Here is a 17,403-nt window from a genome sequence, read left to right on the forward strand (position 1 = left end):
GATGCGCGCGCTGCGGCTGGGCACGTCCTGGGGAGGTTTGTTGTCGGGGCCTTTGGCCTGGGCAATCTCGACGCAGCTGAACTATTCGCTCGTGCATTGGCAATGCAATCGCCAGGTCCAGGTGGTGCTACCGGTGGCGCTGTTGCTCGCGGTGTTTTCGCTGCTTGGTGGCGCGCTGTCATGGCGGGCGAAGCGGCAGGGCGGCGCGGCATTCAAACCGGAGCGCACGCGCAGCACCGAACGTTTCGTCGCCGATCTCGGCATTCTCGCGGCATTGCTGTTCGCCCTCGTCATCATCATGCAGGGCAGCGCAGCGCTCATCCTCGACGAGTGCCTGCGATGAGCTTGGACGCCTTCTTCTCCACCTCGATATGCTACGGCGCCGGTGCGCCGGGGGCCGGATGGACGTTGGCGCTTCCCATCACGTCTCCCTTGGCTGCGATAGCACTAATCTATGCGCTCGGCGCGGGCCGTCTGTGGCGTCGCAGCGGCCGGGGCCGTCCCGAACGGCTACGGCAAGCTCTGTTGTTCGCGGCCGGCTGGAGCGTGCTGGCCGTTGCGCTGGTCAGCCCCATCCATGCGCTCGGCGAGCTGGTATTTTCCGCCCATATGATCGAGCATGAGTTGCTGATGGCCGTGGCGGCGCCGCTTCTTGTCGCCGCCTGTCCCGGCGCGGCCTTGATGTGGGCATTGCCAACCACACTCCGCCGAGGGACGGGAAACGTCACTCGTGGCAAGGTGCTGCAGGCGCTCTGGGCTTTCGCCGCTCGCCCGCTCAGCGCGACGATCCTTCATGGGATAGCGATCTGGATCTGGCATGTTCCGGTGCTCTTCGAGGCAGCGCTGCAGCAGGGTGTGCTGCATTACGCGCAGCATGCGAGCTTCCTCGGCACCGCCTTGCTGTTCTGGTGGGTGCTTCTGCCGCGCTCCGGCCGAGAACAGACCTATGGCATTTCCGTCATGCATCTTTTCTTCACCTCGCTTCACACCGGCTTGCTCGGTGTCCTGCTGCTGGTCTCGCCAAAACTCTGGTATCCGGAGAATGCCTCCGGCGCCGCGCTCTGGCGCCTGAGCCCGCTCGAGGATCAGCAACTCGCCGGGCTTGTGATGTGGGTGCCGGCCGGGCTGATCTACGGCGGAGCCGCTCTGCTGCTCGCCGGCCTTTGGATAAGCAACAGCGGAACCAGGGAGGCGGCCCATGCGCTCCGACCTGGTTAGGTTGCTCGGGGGCGTCCTCGTCGCGATCGTGCTTCTGGTGGTCGTAATCGCGGCGACGACCTTGTGGCTCGACCGCCGCGAGCGTGTCCAACACGAGTCGGACGTGGCGACCGGCGGCGTGGGCGCGCGCGCCATTCCTATCATGACAGCGAATGGCTGCTCAGGCTGCCATACGATTCCCGGGGTGCCGGGGGCGCAAGGCCAGGTCGGGCCGCGGCTGGACGGCAGCCTGGCCGGGCGCATCTACATCGGCGGTGTGCTGGCGAACAACCCGGAGAACCTGATCCGCTGGATCCGCTCGGCACGGGAAATCAATCCGCACACCGCCATGCCCTCGACAAGGATCACAGAGCAGCAGGCGCGCGACATCGCGGCCTATCTCTATGCCCTCAGATGATCAGCCCTCGCCGCCACGCCGGGACCACAGGCCGCGACCGGGATCATAACCGGCCACCGCCGCGAGGAAGAATGCCACGAGACAGGCGACAACAACGAGCATGGAACCCATGTCGAACCGCAGGTAGAGCGCAAAGCGGATCAACTCGACCGCCGAGCTGAATGGATTCCAGGCGGCGATCGTCGCCAGCACCGGACCGGCTTCAGCGAGGCGCCAGATCGGATAGAGCGCTGTCGAGGCGAAGAACATCGGGAAGATGACGAAATTCATCACGCCGGCGAAGTTTTCCATCTGAGTGGACATCGAGGAGACCAACAGACCGAACGCGCCGAGCATCAAGCCCGACAGCACGAGCGCCGGGAACACGGCGACATAGCCCAGGGCCGGCGGCCGCACGTCCCAGAAGCGCGCCACGAAAAGAAACAGATAGACGAGCGGCAGACCGACAATCACGCTTGCCAGCAGGCGCGCGGCAAGCAGGTACCAGCGCGGCAGCGGAGCCGTCAGCAACAGGCGCATGCTGCCCATCTCGCGGTCATAGACCATGGCCAACGAGCTCGCCATGGCATGGAACAGCAGCATCATGGCCGCCAGCCCAGGCACTACATAGACCTCGTAAAGAACATAGGTCTGGTAGGGCGGCGTGATCGACAGGCCGAGAACGGAGCGGAAGCCGGCCGCGAAAATCGCCAGCCAGACCAGCGGCCTCACCATTGCGGAGAAAAGGCGCGCGCGCTGCCGCAGCGAGCGCAGCATTTCCCGCCGCAAGATGCCGTCGAGTGCCCGTAATGCGTGATCGACTTTCATGGCGAACCCGTCAGCAAAGCGAATGCTTCAGCGACGCTTCCTACGCCGAGCTCGGGCGCGATGCGGTCCGCGGGGCCGGTCCAGCAAACCCTACCCCGATCCAGCACCACGACGTCATCTGCGGGCGCTACTTCTTCGAGAAAATGCGTCGCCCATAGGACGGCGATGCCACGTTCCCGGCAAAGATCCCTTACATGCTGCTCGAGCGCGCGCCGTCCCGGCACGTCAAGCCCGGTGGTCGGCTCGTCGAGCAGCAGCAGGCGCGGGCCGTGCATCAGCGCCCGCGCAATCTCCACGCGCCGGCGCTGGCCGCCGGATAGCGCGCGGGTCCGATCGTCGATCCTGTCCAGCACTTCGAGGCGGCTCAATTCCTCCCGTGAGCGCGCCTTGCTCAGTTCCGTCGGAAGTCCGTGCAGCGCGGCGTGGTAGCGCAGGTTCTCGCCCGCCGTCAGATCGAGATCGAGCGTCGGCAACTGGAAGACGACGCCCATTTGCGCGAGCGCGGCGGACGGGTTCGCCTGCATCGCCATATCGAAGACACGCACCAGCCCGGTGCGCGCGTAGTAGAGACCGGTGATCAGCGAGAACAATGTCGTCTTTCCGGCGCCGTTACGGCCAAGCAGGATGCACATTCTGCCTTCAGCAACAGTGAACGAGACATTCTGGAGAACCTGCCGGGTTCCGAAACTGTGGCTCAGATTCTCGACGGCCAGGGCGTTCATGGGCCGATCACGACGCCCCATGGACCGCGCCCAACCGGCAGCGATTTCACGACCTCCTGGTTCTCCAGGTCGATGAAGGAGATGTCGCCGGAGTTGCCGTTGGCGCTGATCAATTGCTTCTGGTCGTCGGAGAGCGCAACATGCCAGGGCCGCTGGCCGACGAGATAGAGGCGCCTGACCGTGAATGTCTTCGTGTCGACCTCGGCAATCCTGTTGGCTGGGCCGAGCGCGACATAGGCAGTCGCGCCGTCGCGTGACATCTCGATGCCGACCGCTTGCACGCCCTCACGCCGAATGCCCGGCACCTCGAACTCGATCTTGCCCGTTTGTGCGCGTGTCGCAGTGTCGAAGACCGTGACGGTGCCTCGGATTTCGGACGACACCCATAATTGCTTGCCGTCCACCGAGAACGCCGCAGCGCGCGGCCGCGTGTTGACGAGCAGATTGTCGATGAGTTCGAGCGTAGTGGCGTCGATGAGATGGACCATGCTCGTCGTCTCCGACGTGCAGGCGACGGTTCGGCCATCGGCGCTGACCGCCATTCCCTCCGGCTCGACGCCGACGTCGACTGTGCCGATGATTTTCGCGCCGGCTATATCCACCACCGAGACCTGATTGTCGTTCTCATTGGCGACGAAGAGCCGCTTGCCGTCCGGGTGCACGACAAAGAATTCCGGATCGGCGCCCGAAGGCAGTTGACCGACGACCTGCCGCTTGGCGAGATCGACCACGTCGATGCGGTTGTCGTCGCCTTCGGCAACGAACAGCGTCTTCTTGTCAACCGAAAGCGCCATGCCGCGCGGGCGCCGGCCGACATCGATCCCCGCCTGCAATGTCATGGTCGCCCCATCGACGACCGCCACGGTGTTGTCCTGCTCATTAGAGACGTAAATCGTCTCGGCCGCCGCGGGCGGGACAAGGACCAACACCAGCACGAGCGCGATCAGCGTTTGCATGTGCTCTCCTCCAGATCGATGCCCAGAGTGTCGAGCGGCGTGCGCTGATGCAGAAAACCCGGTTGTGGCGAACTGGAAACGAGCAGCCGGGGGCCCGCGATCAAGATGGGCTGGCGCATCTGCCCGTCCCACGGACGGAAACTCAGCCCTTGTCCTTTGAAGCCGGCGAGCAGGAAATCGTCGCTGCGCAGATACTTTGCTATCGCAGTCGGATCGAGGCTGTGCAGCCGCGTTGCCGCCTCGCCGACGCTTCTGACCGCCAGCCAGGCGGCGTAGTCGCTGGGCAGCATCCAGCGTCCGGCCAGCTTGTGAAAGCGGTCCTGGAGCTGCGTGGCGCCCCATTCTTCGTCGACCGCGCTCCAGCCGGTGGCGACCACCAGCCCTTGCGTCCCGGCCACCGTCCTCGGCAAGGCGGTGCGCCCCTCGAGATAAGCGCCGAACTCGTCGGCTTCATCGGCGACGACCAGAACATCATAGTCGCCGACCTGCGTTGCAGCAGGGATCTCCGTCTGGAGCGTGACATGTCCGGTGTCGGCGCGGCCGTTGGCGGGCCGGAACGTCCAAGGTTTGTCGATGGTGATCTGCGCCCCGAAACGCGTCGCTGCCCGCCGAAAGGCCGCCGCCATGGCCAGGTCGTCGGGATGCGGACCAGTCAGCAGGAACCAGTGCTGCCAGCCTTTCCAGACCAGGTATTGCGCCAGGGCGTCGGCCAGCATGGCGCGGCTCGGAATGGTGTGCAGAACGTTTCTTCGGCAGTCCTCCTGACGCAGGCTGTCATCAGGATCGCGGCTGTTGAAGAGCATCATACGCTCGGCACCGGGCGCTGCGCTCGCCTGCAGCAATTGCGCGGCATCGAGATCGGCAACGACGAAGCTGATGCCGGCGGCCGCGAACGCGTTGACAGCTTCGGCAGGTGCTTCGCCCGGCTTGAGAACCCTTTCTTGCAGCCGAAATTGCTGGCCGAGAAAGCGGCCGGTGCCGGCGTCGTCGGCAATGGCCAGTCTGGCGCCTTGCAGGCCATCGTCGGTGACAGCCTCGTCCAACGGCCCAAGGGGTAGAGGTAGTTTGCGTTGTTCGCCGAGATAGCCGATCACCATCGTCCGCGGCTCGGCAAGCGCGGGGACGGCGATGGCGAGCAGACCGACAAACACCAGCGCCAGCCGCATCAGGCTCATGTCGAGCAAGCCAAGTTGGATGTTCGAAATCGCCACGGGAACTCCAGGACCGCAGCGACCTAATGATTTTCAGCAAGGAATGTTCCTGGACGGCAAACCGAGTCGAGCCCGCCTGCTGCAAAGCAGGGCGGGCTTGGAGCCTAGACCGGTGGTGGGAGGACCGACCTGGGCTCCAACTTGTGGAACCTCCGATTGTTCCTGCTTCCAAAATCAGCGTTTCGCGCTGTCGCTGTCCATGTCTGCCCGCGCCAGAAATTGTTCTGTGACCTGCGGCAGGTTGCTCTTCAGCCACTCGGCCATCGCTTCCTCCTCACGCAGGTTCTGTTCGCACACGCGGGCAATCTCGGCCTCGCCCGCGGCATTGGCGGCGGAGATGAGGATCGTGTAGGAGGCGATTTCCATATGTTCGAAAGTGTAGCTCGCCAGTGAGCCTTTCATGACTTCGTCGCCGGCGAACACGCCGCTGATCGATTGTGCCGTGGCAGTCAGCTTGCCGCCTGCATCCTTCAGCATGGACGATCCTTCGTCGAGCCCGTCCAGGCAGCTCTTCAGCCGCCTTGCCTGCTCTTTCGTCTCTTCCAGATGAGAACGAATTCGCTCGCTGAGCTCAGGGTAACTCTCGATCCGGCTCAATTGCCCCGACAGCATTGTCTCTGCCTGTTCCTCCATGGCGTGAGCGTCCCTCAACCATTGGACAAGCCATTCGCGCGATTCAGCCATTGTAGTATCTCCATCGATCTGACGCCGCCCGAACCGCCGGCGGCGTGGATTGTTCCTTGAACGTGAGTTCCGGTTACGATTCCCGCGAGAACGGATCGGAATCGGAGAGCTTCTCGCGCACCGACTCGTCGGTCTTGTCGGCCGCGGCCTTGACGACACCGCCGACCTTATCGGCCAGCGTCCCCTCGCTTGACGCCAGCCGTCCGGCTTCGTCGCTCGCGGTCTGGTAGGCTTCGGCCGCAACTTGCTTTGCGGCGTCGAGGGCTTCTTTCAAAGTCTCTCCGGCAGTGTCCCGAAGCTTCTCGCGATAGCCGCCCAATTGCTCGTCCTCGAGTTCCGTGTGGGGCAGCATGGCGCCGATCGCAGCTCCGATGGCGAGGCCGACGGCGGCCGCAGCGAGAGGCTGATCCTGAAGCAGATTGTGCGCGGACCGGCCGGCGCTCGTCGCCATGTCGGCCGTAGCTGCCGCCGAGCTCGCAAGCGTGTCCGCAGCGCTGCTCGCCATGTCCGACACTGTGCCGGCTGCTTCGCTGGCCATTCCCGAGACAGTTGCGGCCGCTCCACTGGCCGCTTCGCCAACAGAGCCTGCCGCATTCGAGGCCGTCGAACTCATTCCAGCCCCAAATGCTCCCTGATCGAGCCCGGGACCGCGCCGCGTCACGCGATCGGTGCCAGTCGACGCGCTCGAAGCGCCACTGCCCAACATTAGCCAGGCCAGACCCGCGCCGATCATGGTCAGAGGTAACGGATTGTCCCGAACCTGGACCTTCAGGTTGTGGAGCATGTCGGAGCCCGTGCCATTCCTGAAAAGCCCCGTGAACTCGTCGAAGAGCTGGCCGGGAGTCATCTTGTCGCGAATGGAGTCGGCGGTCGCCACCACCCTTGCGCGCGTGGCTTCCGCCTCGCGTTCGAGCTCGGCTGCGGATTTCTCGGTCATCTCGCTTGTTCCTTGATCACTTTCACGTCACGCTTGAGCTGTTCTTGTGTACGGTCCGGCGCGAGCTCGGAGGGCGCCATGCTTGCCATGCCCGTCCGCAACAGGATCACGCCCAGAACGGCAACCACCACACCGACGAGCAAGGCGGACCACCCGGCGCCCAGACCAAGGCGAGCCAGGGCGATGACGAGCGCCTGCAACAGGACCAAAAGCGCCGCGAGCAGGCATATCGCGCCGCCCAGCACCTCGACGGCGCCTGCGCCGGCCTTGGTCGCGCTCTCCGAGATTTCCGCCCTTAGGAGCCTGGCCTCCGTTTGCACGAGCGTGCTCACCTGTTGCGCCAGATCGGCAACCAATGTGCCGAGACTTGGATTGTCCTGAATGCTCATTTCATCAGCTCCGCTGCCTTCCCCGGTATGCCGCCGTCGGAACCCCAGTTCGCTGGAGGGTCATCCCGGTCTGCGTCCGTTCCCATGCCGGTTTGGCTGGGATATTCAGGCGTGGCCGCGCCCTGCGTCGGGAGGCGCGTGCCGGGCGGCGAAGCCTTTATGAAACGGCCAAGCGCCAGTCCCGCCAGAACCGAACCGGCAAGAAGTGCTCCAGGATTCTGGCGGCCAAAGGACTGGACGTCTTCAAGCACCTGTCCGAACGGCTTCTCCTTCAACGAGGAGGACAGCTGTTCCAGCCCGCTCGCGGCCTCCTGCATGAATTTCGAGGCCGCGCCCTGGTCGCTCTCGGCCAGGTGATCGCTCGCGGCGCGCAGCGCGCCGCCGAAAGCGGACAGGCTCGATCCGATATCGCGCTGCGCCTGCTCGGCTTTTTCGGCGACGGCCTGCTGGGCTTCGGCCGCATACGCCCCCGCCCTGCGGGCGACCTCGTCGCGGGCATCGTGAAGCGCTTCACCCGCGCTTTGGGTTTCCTCCTGGATCCTGTCGGAAAGTTCGTCCTTTGCCTTGCCAAAGTCGGCGGGCTCGCGGCCCCGGTCGTTCTCGCGCTGCATGGTGCCTCCTAGTGAAAACCGAGGAAGGAAAGCACCGCTAGCACAACGACGATCAGACCGATGAGATAGATGACACTGTTCATGGCGCAGCCTCCTCCATGCGAATCCAACTTCGCGCAGGCTGCTATGTTCCCCCGCATGAGCAGCTTTTTAGCAAATCGTCATTTGCCCTCGGGCTGCGCCTTGAAAGCGGCAAGCTCCTCGTCGCGGCAGAGCAGCCTGGGGCGCGTCGGATCGGAAATATCGAGCTTGTCCCAGGGAATGCGATAAAGGCCTTCACGCCGCCGCAACGCGAAGAAGTCGAGCAAGGCGGTGCCGATGGTCGAAGCGGACAAGCGCTCGAGGGCGGCGAAGATCCCGACATGGAATTCGATGACGACAAGGTCGCTGCCGTCCCGCTCGGCGACGATCTCCTCGATATAGCCGATGCTCCTGCCGTGCTCCGAGAACACGCGCCTGCCGGCAAGGTGATCGAGGTGTACAGTCGCCATGCTCACGCTCCCGGTATTCGGCCGACCACATGTTCGCGCAGCCAGTCCTGCCAGGCGAAGATCCTGGTCCGGCGGACGTCGATGTCGAATTCTAAGTCGACGCCGATATCGCGCACTTTGTTCCAGGCGATCCGGTGCGGCCGTGCCTGCTGCTTGCCGCTCAGCCTTGCCGCGAGCTTCGCCGTCCATCTTGCGGGCGCCGAGCCAAGCCGTCGCGCCAGCGCGATCGAGCCGAGTTCAACGGCACTTACCCTGGGCTGCTTGCCCGGCGTCAGCTCGGCGACAATGCTGTCCACCTTGCCGATCTTGACCTGCTCGCGATCGACGACCTGCTTGTCCAGTATGTCGCGCAGCAACTGCATCACGTGCCTCCGAATATCTGCAGTGGAATGGACACCACCGCCAGCACGAAGCCGAGCGCGATGACGAAGATCACGGCCGCGTTCGAAACGACGCCATTGCGGTGCTCGCCGACATAGCGGTCGTCATTCAGCAGGAAAAGGAAGGGCACGACCGTCAGCGGCAGGCTCGCCGCGGTCAGCGCCATCGAGAAGATGGTGAGCTTCAGCGGGTCGAGACCGAGCGCTATCGGAACGGCGGCAAGGAAGAGCGTCAGCGTGTAGACCAGGCTGAAACCGGGATCGTCGCGCGGCTTGAGATCCTCGCCCCAGTTCCAGCCGAACCCCTGCGCGACGAGATAGGCCTGCTGCAGAGCCACTTCGAGGGCGGCGCCGAAGCAGGCGATGGCCAGAGAAGTAACGAAAAGGACGAAACCCCAGAAGCCGAATATCGGGATCAACATCAGCGGAAGCTGATTGTAGTCGTCCACCTCGTTAACGCCATGAGCGCCAAGCGCGAGCGCGGCCACGATGAGAACGCCGATGGAAATCGTCCCGCCGAAACTCATGCCGAGGCCGGCAATCGCCCGATTTGTGCCGAGATAGCTCTTGTCCCACTGGTCCTCGATCGCGCCCGAGGAATAGAACATGAAAAGGTAAGGCGAGATCGAGGCGCCGAGAATGCTGACGGCCATGAACCAGTATTTCGCCGTGTCGTGGTGCGGCAGGCTGGGCACGGCGCCGACAGCCACTTCTTTCCATTCAGGCCGAAGCATCGCGGCCGCGACGACGAAGCACACGGTGACGAGGCCAAGCATCGACACCCCTTTCTCAATGAGGCCAAACGTTCCTTTCCACAGCAGCAGCCACGCCAGGAAAGCCACCGGCAAGGCCCACCATTGGAAACGGATTCCCGTGGCAAGCTCGGCGGCAATGGCAACACCGCCGATCTCGGCGGAGAGCACCAGGAAGTTGACCAGCAAGACTGCAAGCAGCGGCCAGATGAACGCGTTGAAGCCGAACCTCTCGCGGATGCCGTCAGCGATGGTGTGATGACTGACCGCAGCGAAGCGGCCGGCCATCTCGACCAGGAAGATGATGCAGATGGTGCCGAGCACGACCGCCCAGATGAGCTGGAAGCCGAACAGCGCGCCGGCCTGTGCCGCCGTCGCCATCGACCCGACCTCCAGGAAGCCGCCGACGCTGGTGACGACACCAAGCGAGATCTCGAGCAGCTTCTTCATCGGCCCGGCGAGAAATATTGTCGATAGGCGGCGGCGAGGTCGCCTTGCGCGGCGCGAAGTTCCTGCTGCGCCTGGCTGGCCCCGGCGTACTGTCCGGCCTCGACCGCGTCCTTGGCCCGCCTTGCCGCGTTCGACAGCCGGCTGAGAACCTCTGCCAGCGCATCCCGCTTTGCCCGGTCGGACGGCGACGCCGATTGCACTTGCCGGCCGGCGTCGTCGAGTGTCTCGGCAAAGGATTGCAAGGCGGACGATGCGTAGCGGGACGGCGCGGCGCCGGCGAGCCAGGCATCACTTACCAGCACCGCCGACTGTGCCGTCGAGGCTGCAAGCTTCGATTGCTGGTCGACGGTTTCAGACGAGGAGCAGGAGGCAAGCGCCAGCGCCAGCAGAGGCAGGAGGGCCCGGCACGGCCGGGCAACGGTGCGCAACATCTTCCACTCGTTGCAATCGCTTGAAATTACGATGATAAAGCCGCACCCACGGGAAAGTTCCTCCGTGTTCGGGTTTTGCGCCACCGATTGCCTGCTGCAGCGCGCGCGGAGACAGGGTTCGGCTTTCCCACCCTGGCCGGGAATTGCAATTTCTTGTCGGTAAAAAAACGCGGCTGGTTCTCCGTTGGAAGCCCGCCGAACCTCGGCCGTATTACTTTATTCCGCGGGCCGCGCACTTAATCATGTCGTACGAGCCGGTGCTTCGCCATGTCACCAATATTGGCAAAAGCCGCAACCTTGTCGATCATCGCTAGGACCGCCTTCGGATTGCTTTGATGCACCATATGTCCGGCACCCGGGACGATATCCAGAAGTGAATGGCTTATCTCGTCTTGCAACCGCAGCGCCTCGGTCTTGGCATCGAACAGCTGGTCGCCCGCGCCGGCAATTATCCCGACAGGGACGGCGATTTCGGCATATCGGCGATTTGGGAAAAGTGCCGATGCCAGCATCAGGAAGGATTCAGCGGAGATGGATCGCAGTTGCGAGGGCCGGCTCGCCAACCCTCTTGTCGTTGTCGCGAAAGGGATCGCGATCGTTGCCGGATGAAAAATCTTCTTCATCGCCCAGCGCCAGTTCAGCCTGACCAGCGAAGGCAGCACCGCGTGGCGCAGCACCGTCCCGATCAGCGGAACCGCCGGCAGCGCGGAGATGGCAAGGGCAAGCCTTGGCGACGGGTAATGATAGCCGGCGACGACAACGGCGCCGGCAACCGACCGGGGATGCCGGCGCGCCATTTCGAGCGCCACCGCTGCCCCCCAGGAATGGCCGACAACCATGTAGCGCTCGATGCCGAGTTTCGCGACCGCGGCATCGATGAGGTCGGCCTGGGCAGCTGCTGTCCAAGGTCTGCCGGCCGGGCGTGGACTCATGCCGAAGCCGGGCCTGTCGAAGGCAAGTACGCGATGTCTGGCGGCGACCCTGCCGAAGATGCCGCTTGTCGTGAAGTCTTCCGCCGACGCGCCATTGCCGTGCAACAGCAGAAGCGGTTGCCCGTGGCCCGCCTCCAGGAAATGCAGCTTCGTTCCCCGGAGATGGATGAAGCGCCCGAGCGGACGTGCGGCCAACGCCCGTCTCGCCAGGAGATTGTTATAGAGCGCCAGCCCGAACGTTGCGGCCGCAAGCAACAGAAGCAGGTTCTTCCTGGACTTTGCCGTCATGGTTGGAATTTAGGCGGGGGTGCGAAAGCAGGGGACTTTTTGCAGTGGTGGGCTGCTTGCTATCAGGCCGACCCTTTCTGAGGCAGATCAGTCTCTTCCTCGGTTTGGTCGCGCAGGCTTTGCTCGGCCTCCTTCTTATCAGTCCCGCCCGACAGCTTTTGCCGGGCGAGCTCGCGATCCACAACCTTCCGCGAGCCTTCAACCGGATCTTCTTGCGGCGAATCCCTGTCCGCTCCTGCTTGCTGGACGGTCCTACCACTGCTTGGAGTGGATCGCACAGTATCGTCGTTTTGGCGCGACTTCGTCATTGAGCACCTTCTCCGCTTTGGTCGGATGTCTGCTAGCTTCCGGGCAGGTTGGAAGCAGGGTCCAAACCTCTGTGGCCGCCCTTTGTTCCGTGCGCGGCGCGACCGGCCTCGCCACCTTCCGCAACCGGGCAGAACCAACGGCTGCTTACTGCAACAAATGTGGTTGAGGCTGAACCGCTGCACTTCTACGACTGCGGCAAGCGTCCGGTTGCCTGCTGCGTCCGCCTCGCGATGGAGGAACCATGACGCGCCACTCTCCACTCAGCCTTTTGGAATTCGAAGCGCTCACGCAAGCAGCTTCGAAACTGTCGAAGGATCACGGCGAAACGCTGGAAAGCGTGGTGACCTCATTGTTCGAAGCGCTGCGCGAAGGAGAGACCTGCCCAAAGGCGGTTCTGGACGCGGTAATCGCGGCGCTTACCAAGGAGATCCGCTAGACTAGTCGGCCGGCCTGCCGGACCCCTCGGTATCACCCTGTTCATGCTCAACGGCTTCCAGGGCGTCGATCACAGGCACCAGCGAATTCTCTTCATCGGGACTGGATTCCGACCCTCTGTTTTCCTCGCCGATTTTGTCCAGCGCGCGTTGGATGGCGTCTTCAATATTGCCGACCTCCTGCTCCCGCACCTCGCGACCGTAACCGGCGGCGTCGGCGTCCTGTTCGAATTGCTGCGCCAGCATCGGAACGCTGATCTCAGTGTCGGTTGGCAAGTTGCCGACATTCTCCTCCAGCCAGCTGCGCAGGAATTCTTTCGTCGCGTTCATGAGCACCTCCTCCTTGACGCGAGATAACTGAACGATGACGCCGATGTTCCCGCAAATCCTAGACCGCGAGGAATGAACGGATCGCCGCACCGTGGGGAGCTTGAACACTCTGGCAATCTGCTCGATGGCTTTCCACGGCGAGAGCGATTGACACGAGGGGGACGTTGCCGCCTCGAGTTAGGTTGCAGCCCAACATATCCAGCGGGAACCCGGATTGCTCTCAGCCGTTCGCAGGCATGGCAACATTGCAGCTTCGAGAAGCGCTGACCAAAGTCGGCACACTGACGTCCCGACCGGCGGCCTTTTTGGTTTTGGGCGGCTACACTGTTGCTTGGTACTTCTTCGAGCGGGAGACGCTTGACTGGCATGGCGCCGCGACGCTGGTCACCTGGGCAATGACGCTGTTTATTCAAAGGGCCGAGCATCGCGACACCCAAGCGCTGCAGGCGAAGCTCGATGAGCTGATCAAGGCCAACGACAAGGCTCGCAACGAGATCGCCGGAATGGACGACAAAGAGCCGGAGGAAATCGAGCGAATGCGCGATGTCGGACAAGGCGGAAGTTAACTTCTTCATCGACCGGACTGCCTTCAGAGCCAAGTCGTTGAGAGTACGGCGCCAGCGATGATGACACTCTTGTCGGAACTTCGGGTCTCCGGGCGGATTAGGAAGAGTGCCGCAGGCACATCCCTACACCCAAGGAGGACCTAAGATGCCAAAAAAGCTTCGTCCGCGACCTCGAACGGCTTGGAAAGCCTGTTCTTGGACGGACTAAAAGACCTCTACTACGCGGAAAAGAAGATCCTGAAGGCTTTGCCAAAGCTGGCGAAAGCAGCACAGTCCGAAAAGATAAGCGCCGCTTTCGAAAAGCACCTCAAGGAAACCGAAGACCAGGTGGACCGCCTGGAGCAAGTCTTCGACATGCTCGGCAAGCCGGCCAGGGCCAAGACCTGCCCGGCCATTGACGGCATCATCGAGGAGGGCTCGGAAATCCTCGAAGAGTACAAGGACGAGCCGGCGCTTGACGCAGGGCTGGTTGGCGCCGCCCAAGCAGTCGAGCATTATGAAATCGCGCGCTACGGCACGCTGATCGCATGGGCCGAACAGCTCGGCCTCAAGGATGCTCTTCCGTTGCTCCGGCAGACTTTGAAGGAAGAATCGGCAACCGACGAGGCGCTCAACGCTCTTGGTGAGAGCGACGCCAATCAACGTGCCTTGCAGGCGGCCTAGCAACGCCCAACACTTTGCATTGGCGGCGCCGTCGCTCCGTGCGAGCTGCAGAAAGGAGAACTCGATGAAGAAGACCTGGAAGAAACCAACCATGTGTCAGGTGGCGGCGGGCTTCGAAATTTCGCGATATCTGCCTGCTGAAATCCGGCGGAAAAAGTAGCCCGTGAATTGCATGCCCTGCTCAACGGGGCATGCAATCCTTTGCGATATCAGAAGACGCGGACGCAAATCGACCGCAGCCGCAAAAGTGGCGCCGGTCAGTTGGCCCGCGGGGCATGCATTGCCATGCGCGTGAAGATCATCGGATCGGCGGCGGGAGGCGGCTTTCCGCAATGGAACTGCAATTATCGCCTGAGCCGCGCGGCCCGCGCCGGTGTGCCCGGTCTGCGCTCCCGAACCCAATCGTCCGTCGCCGTATCGGCGGACGGAACAGGTTGGGTTCTCTTCAACGCATCGCCCGACATCCGTCAGCAGATTGCGCAAACGCCCGAGCTGCAGCCCGCGGTCGACGCACCGCTGCGCTCGACGCCTATCCGCGCTGTGGTGCTGACCAATGCCGATGTGGACCATGTCGCCGGCTTGCTCAGCCTGCGTGAGCGAGAGCCTTTCGCGATCTATGCGACGGCGCAGGTGCTGGCGACGTTGGAGGCCAATTCGATCTTCAATGTCCTCGATCCGACGATCGTGCCCCGGCGCCTCCTGGCGCCGACGGAAGAGATGGCGATCTGCGGCGCGGACGGCCATGAGACCGGCGTTGTCATCGAGGCCTTTCCCGTGCCCGGCAAGGTCGCGCTCTATCTCGAGCAACGAGGCGATCCGGACGCCGATTTCAGCTCCGGCACGGGCGACACGATCGGCGTCCGCATCAGCGGGGCCGACGGTCGCGGCGCCGTCTTCTACGTTCCGGGCTGCGCGCGTATCGATGCCGCGCTGCGCGAGCGCCTCGCCGGAGCCGCCTGCCTTCTGTTCGACGGTACCGTCTACACGGACGACGAGATGATCACGGCCGGCGTCGGCCAGAAAACCGGTGCACGCATGGGCCATATCGCAATGTCGGGAGAAGCGGGTTCGATCGCTGGTCTGGCCGATGTGAAGATCGGTCGCCGTATCTTCATCCACGTCAACAACACCAATCCTGTTCTGGACGAGAGTTCCGCCGAGCACGCGGCGGTCAAGGCGGCTGACTGGGAAGTCGCCGCCGATGGCATGGAGATGGAATTTTGAGCGATTTCCACGACGCGGCGCGAGACGGACTGTCGAAGAGCGAGCTTGAGGCCGTGCTGCGGCGGATCGGCGAAGAGCGCTATCACAACCGCCATCCTTTCCATCACAGAATGACCGCAGGCGCCCTGTCGAAGGCCGAGATGCAGGCCTGGGCGCTGAACCGCTATTGTTACCAGGCCGTGATTCCGCGCAAGGACGCTATGATCGTCGCACGTGCGGCGGATCCGGCTTTTCGCGCCGCCTGGCGCAAGCGCATCGAGGACCATGACGGCGAGGACGGCTGGAGTGGCGGCATCGCGCGCTGGCTGCATCTGGCGACCTCGCTCGGGCTCGATGCCGAAGCGGTCAAAAGCGAAAGGCTGGCGCTGCCGGCGACCCGCTTCGCCGTCGGCGCCTATCTCTCCTTCTGCACCAACCGTACGCTGCTCGAGGCGGTCGCGTCGTCGCTGACCGAGATGTTCTCGCCGGCCATCATCGGCGAGCGCATGGCAGCGATGCTGGCCAGATACGATTACATCACCGAGGACACGCTGGCCTATTTCACGCAGCGACCGGAGCAGGCGAAGCGCGACGCCGACTTCGCCCTCGCCTATGTGCTGGTCCACGCCGACACGCCCCAACGCCAGCAGCAGGCGATCGATGCGCTGGTGTTCAAATGCGATATACTGTGGGCCATGCTCGATGCGCTCCAGCATGCCTATGGCGCGCCGGGGAACATACCGCCCGGCGCCTTCCGCCCGGAGACGGCTTCATGACGGCGCTGCGCGAAAGAGCCATCGCGTCGTTGCGCTCCGCGCCATCGCTGCCCAGGCATGTGCGCATCCAGCACGACCCCGTGCGACTGGCCTTCGCCGTGCTTGCGCCGGAGAAGGTGTTCTGGCCGAATGACATCAGTCTCGACATACTGCGCCGCTGCGACGGGCAATCAACCGTCGAGCGCATCATCGCCGATCTTGCGGCCGACTACGACGCGGATCCGCAGGACATGGCGGACGATGTCATCCGCTTCCTGCAGGAATGGTCGGACAAGCTTTTGGTGAAGCTGTGAGCGAGCCCATTCTGCCTCCGATCGGCATGCTGGCGGAACTGACGCATCGCTGCCCGCTTCAGTGCCCCTATTGCTCCAATCCGCTCGAACTGCTGAAGGCCAACCGCGAACTCGACACGCAGACCTGGCTCGATCTCTTCTCGCAGGCCGCCGATCTCGGCGTCCTGCAGGTGCATCTCTCCGGTGGCGAACCGACACTGCGCCGCGACCTCGAGCAACTGATCGCAGGATGTTCGGCGCGCGGCGTCTACACCAACCTCATCACCGCCGGCGTCGGCATTGCCGCAGGCCGCATCGAGGCCTTTGCCGAAGCCGGTCTCGACCACCTGCAACTGAGCTTCCAGGGCGCCCGCCCAGTGACCACCGATCGTATCGGCAACCACCGGGGCGGCCATGAGAAGAAGCTGGAGACGGCGCACCGCGCCCGCGCGGCCGGGCTGCCGCTCACCATCAACGCGCCGATCCATCGACAAAACAGCGAGGAAGTGCAGGGATTCATCGACCTAGCCCTATCCTTGGGTGCAGAGCGGCTTGAGATCGCCAATGTCCAATATGCCGGCTGGGCGCTAGCCAATCGCAGTTTGCTGATGCCCGACCGTGCCGCGGTCGACCGGCAGGCCGACATCGTCGCGGCTGCCCAGGAAGAGCTCGCCGGCATCATGACCATCGATTTCGTCACGCCGGATTACTTCGCCATCTACCCCAAGCCATGCATGGGCGGCTGGGCACGCGACGCCTTCATGGTGGCCCCCGACGGCACCGTGTTGCCGTGCCATGCAGCGCAGACGATTCCCTCGCTGCGCTTCGAGCGCTTCGGAGACCGCAGCCTCGCCGAAATCTGGACCGACTCACCGGCCTTCAACGCCTTCCGCGGCACCGAATGGATGCGGGAGCCGTGCCGAAGCTGCGAGCGTCGCGAGGTCGACTGGGGCGGCTGCCGGTGTCAGGCATTAGCGATTGTCGGCGATGCCGCTGCAACAGATCCAGCCTGCATCAAGTCGACAGCGCACGCCCGTATGGCCGCCTTGGTCGGTGAAACGCGGCGCAGCAATACCGCCGGAGACGATGCTTTCATGTATCGCCGGATAGGATCGTGATTTTGAGGGTAGCAACAACCGCCGCCGATAGGGGCCCGGCTTCGGCTAGAGCAATTCCAGGAAAAGTGTGAGCGGT

At 63.5% G+C, this 17,403-nt stretch carries 26 protein-coding genes; 11 read left to right on the plus strand and 15 right to left on the minus strand.

Annotated elements, in window-relative coordinates; translation table 11 throughout:
- Window position 1: 1 nt before the first annotated feature.
- From EJ068_RS08250 to EJ068_RS08260, 3 genes are read left to right on the plus strand one after another with little or no spacing between them, the layout of a single operon-like run.
- Window positions 2–343, plus strand: coding sequence for a hypothetical protein (locus EJ068_RS08250; protein WP_126081311.1), 342 nt, complete (start codon window positions 2–4; stop codon window positions 341–343).
- Window positions 340–1,218: a cytochrome c oxidase assembly protein gene (locus EJ068_RS08255; protein WP_127249212.1), complete on the plus strand. Its 879-nt coding sequence runs from the start codon at window positions 340–342 to the stop codon at window positions 1,216–1,218. Before EJ068_RS08250 ends, EJ068_RS08255 begins: the two co-directional genes overlap by 4 nt.
- Window positions 1,199–1,615 (plus strand): c-type cytochrome, encoded by a 417-nt coding sequence (locus EJ068_RS08260; RefSeq protein ID WP_126064492.1) that lies wholly within the window; start codon window positions 1,199–1,201, stop codon window positions 1,613–1,615. The genes EJ068_RS08255 and EJ068_RS08260 overlap by 20 nt, the downstream gene beginning before the upstream one ends.
- Here the strand turns inward: EJ068_RS08260 and EJ068_RS08265 are convergent, their stop codons facing one another.
- From EJ068_RS08265 to EJ068_RS08330, 14 genes are all read right to left on the minus strand, one after another.
- Complete coding sequence (locus EJ068_RS08265; RefSeq protein WP_127249211.1) at window positions 1,616–2,422, minus strand: ABC transporter permease; 807 nt, start codon at window positions 2,420–2,422, stop codon at window positions 1,616–1,618.
- Window positions 2,419–3,144 (minus strand): ABC transporter ATP-binding protein, encoded by a 726-nt coding sequence (locus EJ068_RS08270; RefSeq protein ID WP_127249210.1) that lies wholly within the window; start codon window positions 3,142–3,144, stop codon window positions 2,419–2,421. The genes EJ068_RS08265 and EJ068_RS08270 overlap by 4 nt, the downstream gene beginning before the upstream one ends.
- Complete coding sequence (locus EJ068_RS08275) at window positions 3,141–4,100, minus strand: PQQ-dependent catabolism-associated beta-propeller protein (protein ID WP_127249209.1); 960 nt, start codon at window positions 4,098–4,100, stop codon at window positions 3,141–3,143. The genes EJ068_RS08270 and EJ068_RS08275 overlap by 4 nt, the downstream gene beginning before the upstream one ends.
- Entirely contained in the window at window positions 4,088–5,311 is a 1,224-nt protein-coding gene (locus EJ068_RS08280) for an ABC transporter substrate-binding protein (protein WP_245463375.1), read from the minus strand. The genes EJ068_RS08275 and EJ068_RS08280 overlap by 13 nt, the downstream gene beginning before the upstream one ends.
- A gap of 174 nt (window positions 5,312–5,485) precedes the next feature.
- Entirely contained in the window at window positions 5,486–5,995 is a 510-nt protein-coding gene (locus tag EJ068_RS08285; protein ID WP_127249208.1) for a ferritin-like domain-containing protein, read from the minus strand.
- Between the two features lie 73 nt (window positions 5,996–6,068).
- A complete protein-coding gene (locus EJ068_RS08290; protein WP_127249207.1) occupies window positions 6,069–6,932 on the minus strand; it encodes a DUF3618 domain-containing protein in 864 nt (287 codons plus the stop codon).
- Window positions 6,929–7,321, minus strand: coding sequence for a phage holin family protein (locus tag EJ068_RS08295; protein WP_127249206.1), 393 nt, complete (start codon window positions 7,319–7,321; stop codon window positions 6,929–6,931). The genes EJ068_RS08290 and EJ068_RS08295 overlap by 4 nt, the downstream gene beginning before the upstream one ends.
- Complete coding sequence (locus EJ068_RS08300) at window positions 7,318–7,932, minus strand: hypothetical protein (protein WP_189342362.1); 615 nt, start codon at window positions 7,930–7,932, stop codon at window positions 7,318–7,320. Before EJ068_RS08300 ends, EJ068_RS08295 begins: the two co-directional genes overlap by 4 nt.
- 161 nt (window positions 7,933–8,093) lie before the next feature.
- Complete coding sequence (locus EJ068_RS08305) at window positions 8,094–8,423, minus strand: hypothetical protein (RefSeq protein WP_127249205.1); 330 nt, start codon at window positions 8,421–8,423, stop codon at window positions 8,094–8,096.
- Between the two features lie 2 nt (window positions 8,424–8,425).
- On the minus strand, window positions 8,426–8,785 hold the full coding sequence (locus tag EJ068_RS08310; RefSeq protein ID WP_127249204.1) for a hypothetical protein: 360 nt from the start codon (window positions 8,783–8,785) through the stop codon (window positions 8,426–8,428).
- The gene (locus tag EJ068_RS08315; RefSeq protein WP_127249203.1) at window positions 8,785–10,005 is read right to left on the minus strand and encodes a divalent metal cation transporter; all 1,221 of its coding nucleotides are present in this window, start codon (window positions 10,003–10,005) and stop codon (window positions 8,785–8,787) included. The genes EJ068_RS08310 and EJ068_RS08315 overlap by 1 nt, the downstream gene beginning before the upstream one ends.
- The gene (locus tag EJ068_RS08320; protein ID WP_127249202.1) at window positions 10,002–10,436 is read right to left on the minus strand and encodes a hypothetical protein; all 435 of its coding nucleotides are present in this window, start codon (window positions 10,434–10,436) and stop codon (window positions 10,002–10,004) included. The genes EJ068_RS08315 and EJ068_RS08320 overlap by 4 nt, the downstream gene beginning before the upstream one ends.
- A gap of 236 nt (window positions 10,437–10,672) precedes the next feature.
- Window positions 10,673–11,656, minus strand: coding sequence for an alpha/beta hydrolase (locus EJ068_RS08325; protein WP_129554512.1), 984 nt, complete (start codon window positions 11,654–11,656; stop codon window positions 10,673–10,675).
- Between the two features lie 62 nt (window positions 11,657–11,718).
- Window positions 11,719–11,964: a hypothetical protein gene (locus tag EJ068_RS08330; RefSeq protein WP_127249200.1), complete on the minus strand. Its 246-nt coding sequence runs from the start codon at window positions 11,962–11,964 to the stop codon at window positions 11,719–11,721.
- A gap of 242 nt (window positions 11,965–12,206) precedes the next feature.
- Here EJ068_RS08330 and EJ068_RS08335 point away from each other — a divergent pair, with 242 nt between their 5' ends.
- Entirely contained in the window at window positions 12,207–12,401 is a 195-nt protein-coding gene (locus EJ068_RS08335) for a hypothetical protein (protein ID WP_127249199.1), read from the plus strand.
- Window position 12,402: 1 nt separating this feature from the next.
- On the opposite strand, the gene EJ068_RS08340 is transcribed toward EJ068_RS08335, so the two are convergent.
- Entirely contained in the window at window positions 12,403–12,729 is a 327-nt protein-coding gene (locus EJ068_RS08340; protein WP_127249198.1) for a DUF768 domain-containing protein, read from the minus strand.
- Window positions 12,730–12,965: 236 nt separating this feature from the next.
- Between EJ068_RS08340 and EJ068_RS08345 the strand changes: the two genes are divergently transcribed.
- The 7 genes from EJ068_RS08345 (at window position 12,966) to pqqE (ending at window position 17,327) form a co-directional block, all read left to right on the plus strand.
- Window positions 12,966–13,295, plus strand: coding sequence for a low affinity iron permease family protein (locus tag EJ068_RS08345; protein ID WP_127249197.1), 330 nt, complete (start codon window positions 12,966–12,968; stop codon window positions 13,293–13,295).
- A 180-nt stretch (window positions 13,296–13,475) separates the two neighbouring features.
- Window positions 13,476–13,958, plus strand: coding sequence for a ferritin-like domain-containing protein (locus tag EJ068_RS08350; protein ID WP_129554513.1), 483 nt, complete (start codon window positions 13,476–13,478; stop codon window positions 13,956–13,958).
- A 64-nt stretch (window positions 13,959–14,022) separates the two neighbouring features.
- Window positions 14,023–14,118, plus strand: coding sequence for a pyrroloquinoline quinone precursor peptide PqqA (locus EJ068_RS08355; protein WP_126064473.1), 96 nt, complete (start codon window positions 14,023–14,025; stop codon window positions 14,116–14,118).
- Window positions 14,119–14,243: 125 nt separating this feature from the next.
- Window positions 14,244–15,182 carry a pyrroloquinoline quinone biosynthesis protein PqqB gene (gene pqqB / locus EJ068_RS08360; RefSeq protein ID WP_128315024.1) on the plus strand — a complete coding sequence of 313 codons (939 nt, stop codon included), beginning with the start codon at window positions 14,244–14,246 and terminating at the stop codon, window positions 15,180–15,182.
- Window positions 15,179–15,937 carry a pyrroloquinoline-quinone synthase PqqC gene (gene pqqC / locus EJ068_RS08365; RefSeq protein ID WP_127249195.1) on the plus strand — a complete coding sequence of 253 codons (759 nt, stop codon included), beginning with the start codon at window positions 15,179–15,181 and terminating at the stop codon, window positions 15,935–15,937. The genes pqqB and pqqC overlap by 4 nt, the downstream gene beginning before the upstream one ends.
- Complete coding sequence (pqqD, locus tag EJ068_RS08370; protein ID WP_127249194.1) at window positions 15,934–16,230, plus strand: pyrroloquinoline quinone biosynthesis peptide chaperone PqqD; 297 nt, start codon at window positions 15,934–15,936, stop codon at window positions 16,228–16,230. The genes pqqC and pqqD overlap by 4 nt, the downstream gene beginning before the upstream one ends.
- Window positions 16,227–17,327, plus strand: coding sequence for a pyrroloquinoline quinone biosynthesis protein PqqE (pqqE, locus tag EJ068_RS08375; protein WP_127249193.1), 1,101 nt, complete (start codon window positions 16,227–16,229; stop codon window positions 17,325–17,327). Before pqqD ends, pqqE begins: the two co-directional genes overlap by 4 nt.
- Window positions 17,328–17,403: the final 76 nt, after the last annotated feature.

This window comes from Mesorhizobium sp. M2A.F.Ca.ET.043.02.1.1 (assembly GCF_003952405.1).
Classification (GTDB): domain Bacteria; phylum Pseudomonadota; class Alphaproteobacteria; order Rhizobiales; family Rhizobiaceae; genus Mesorhizobium.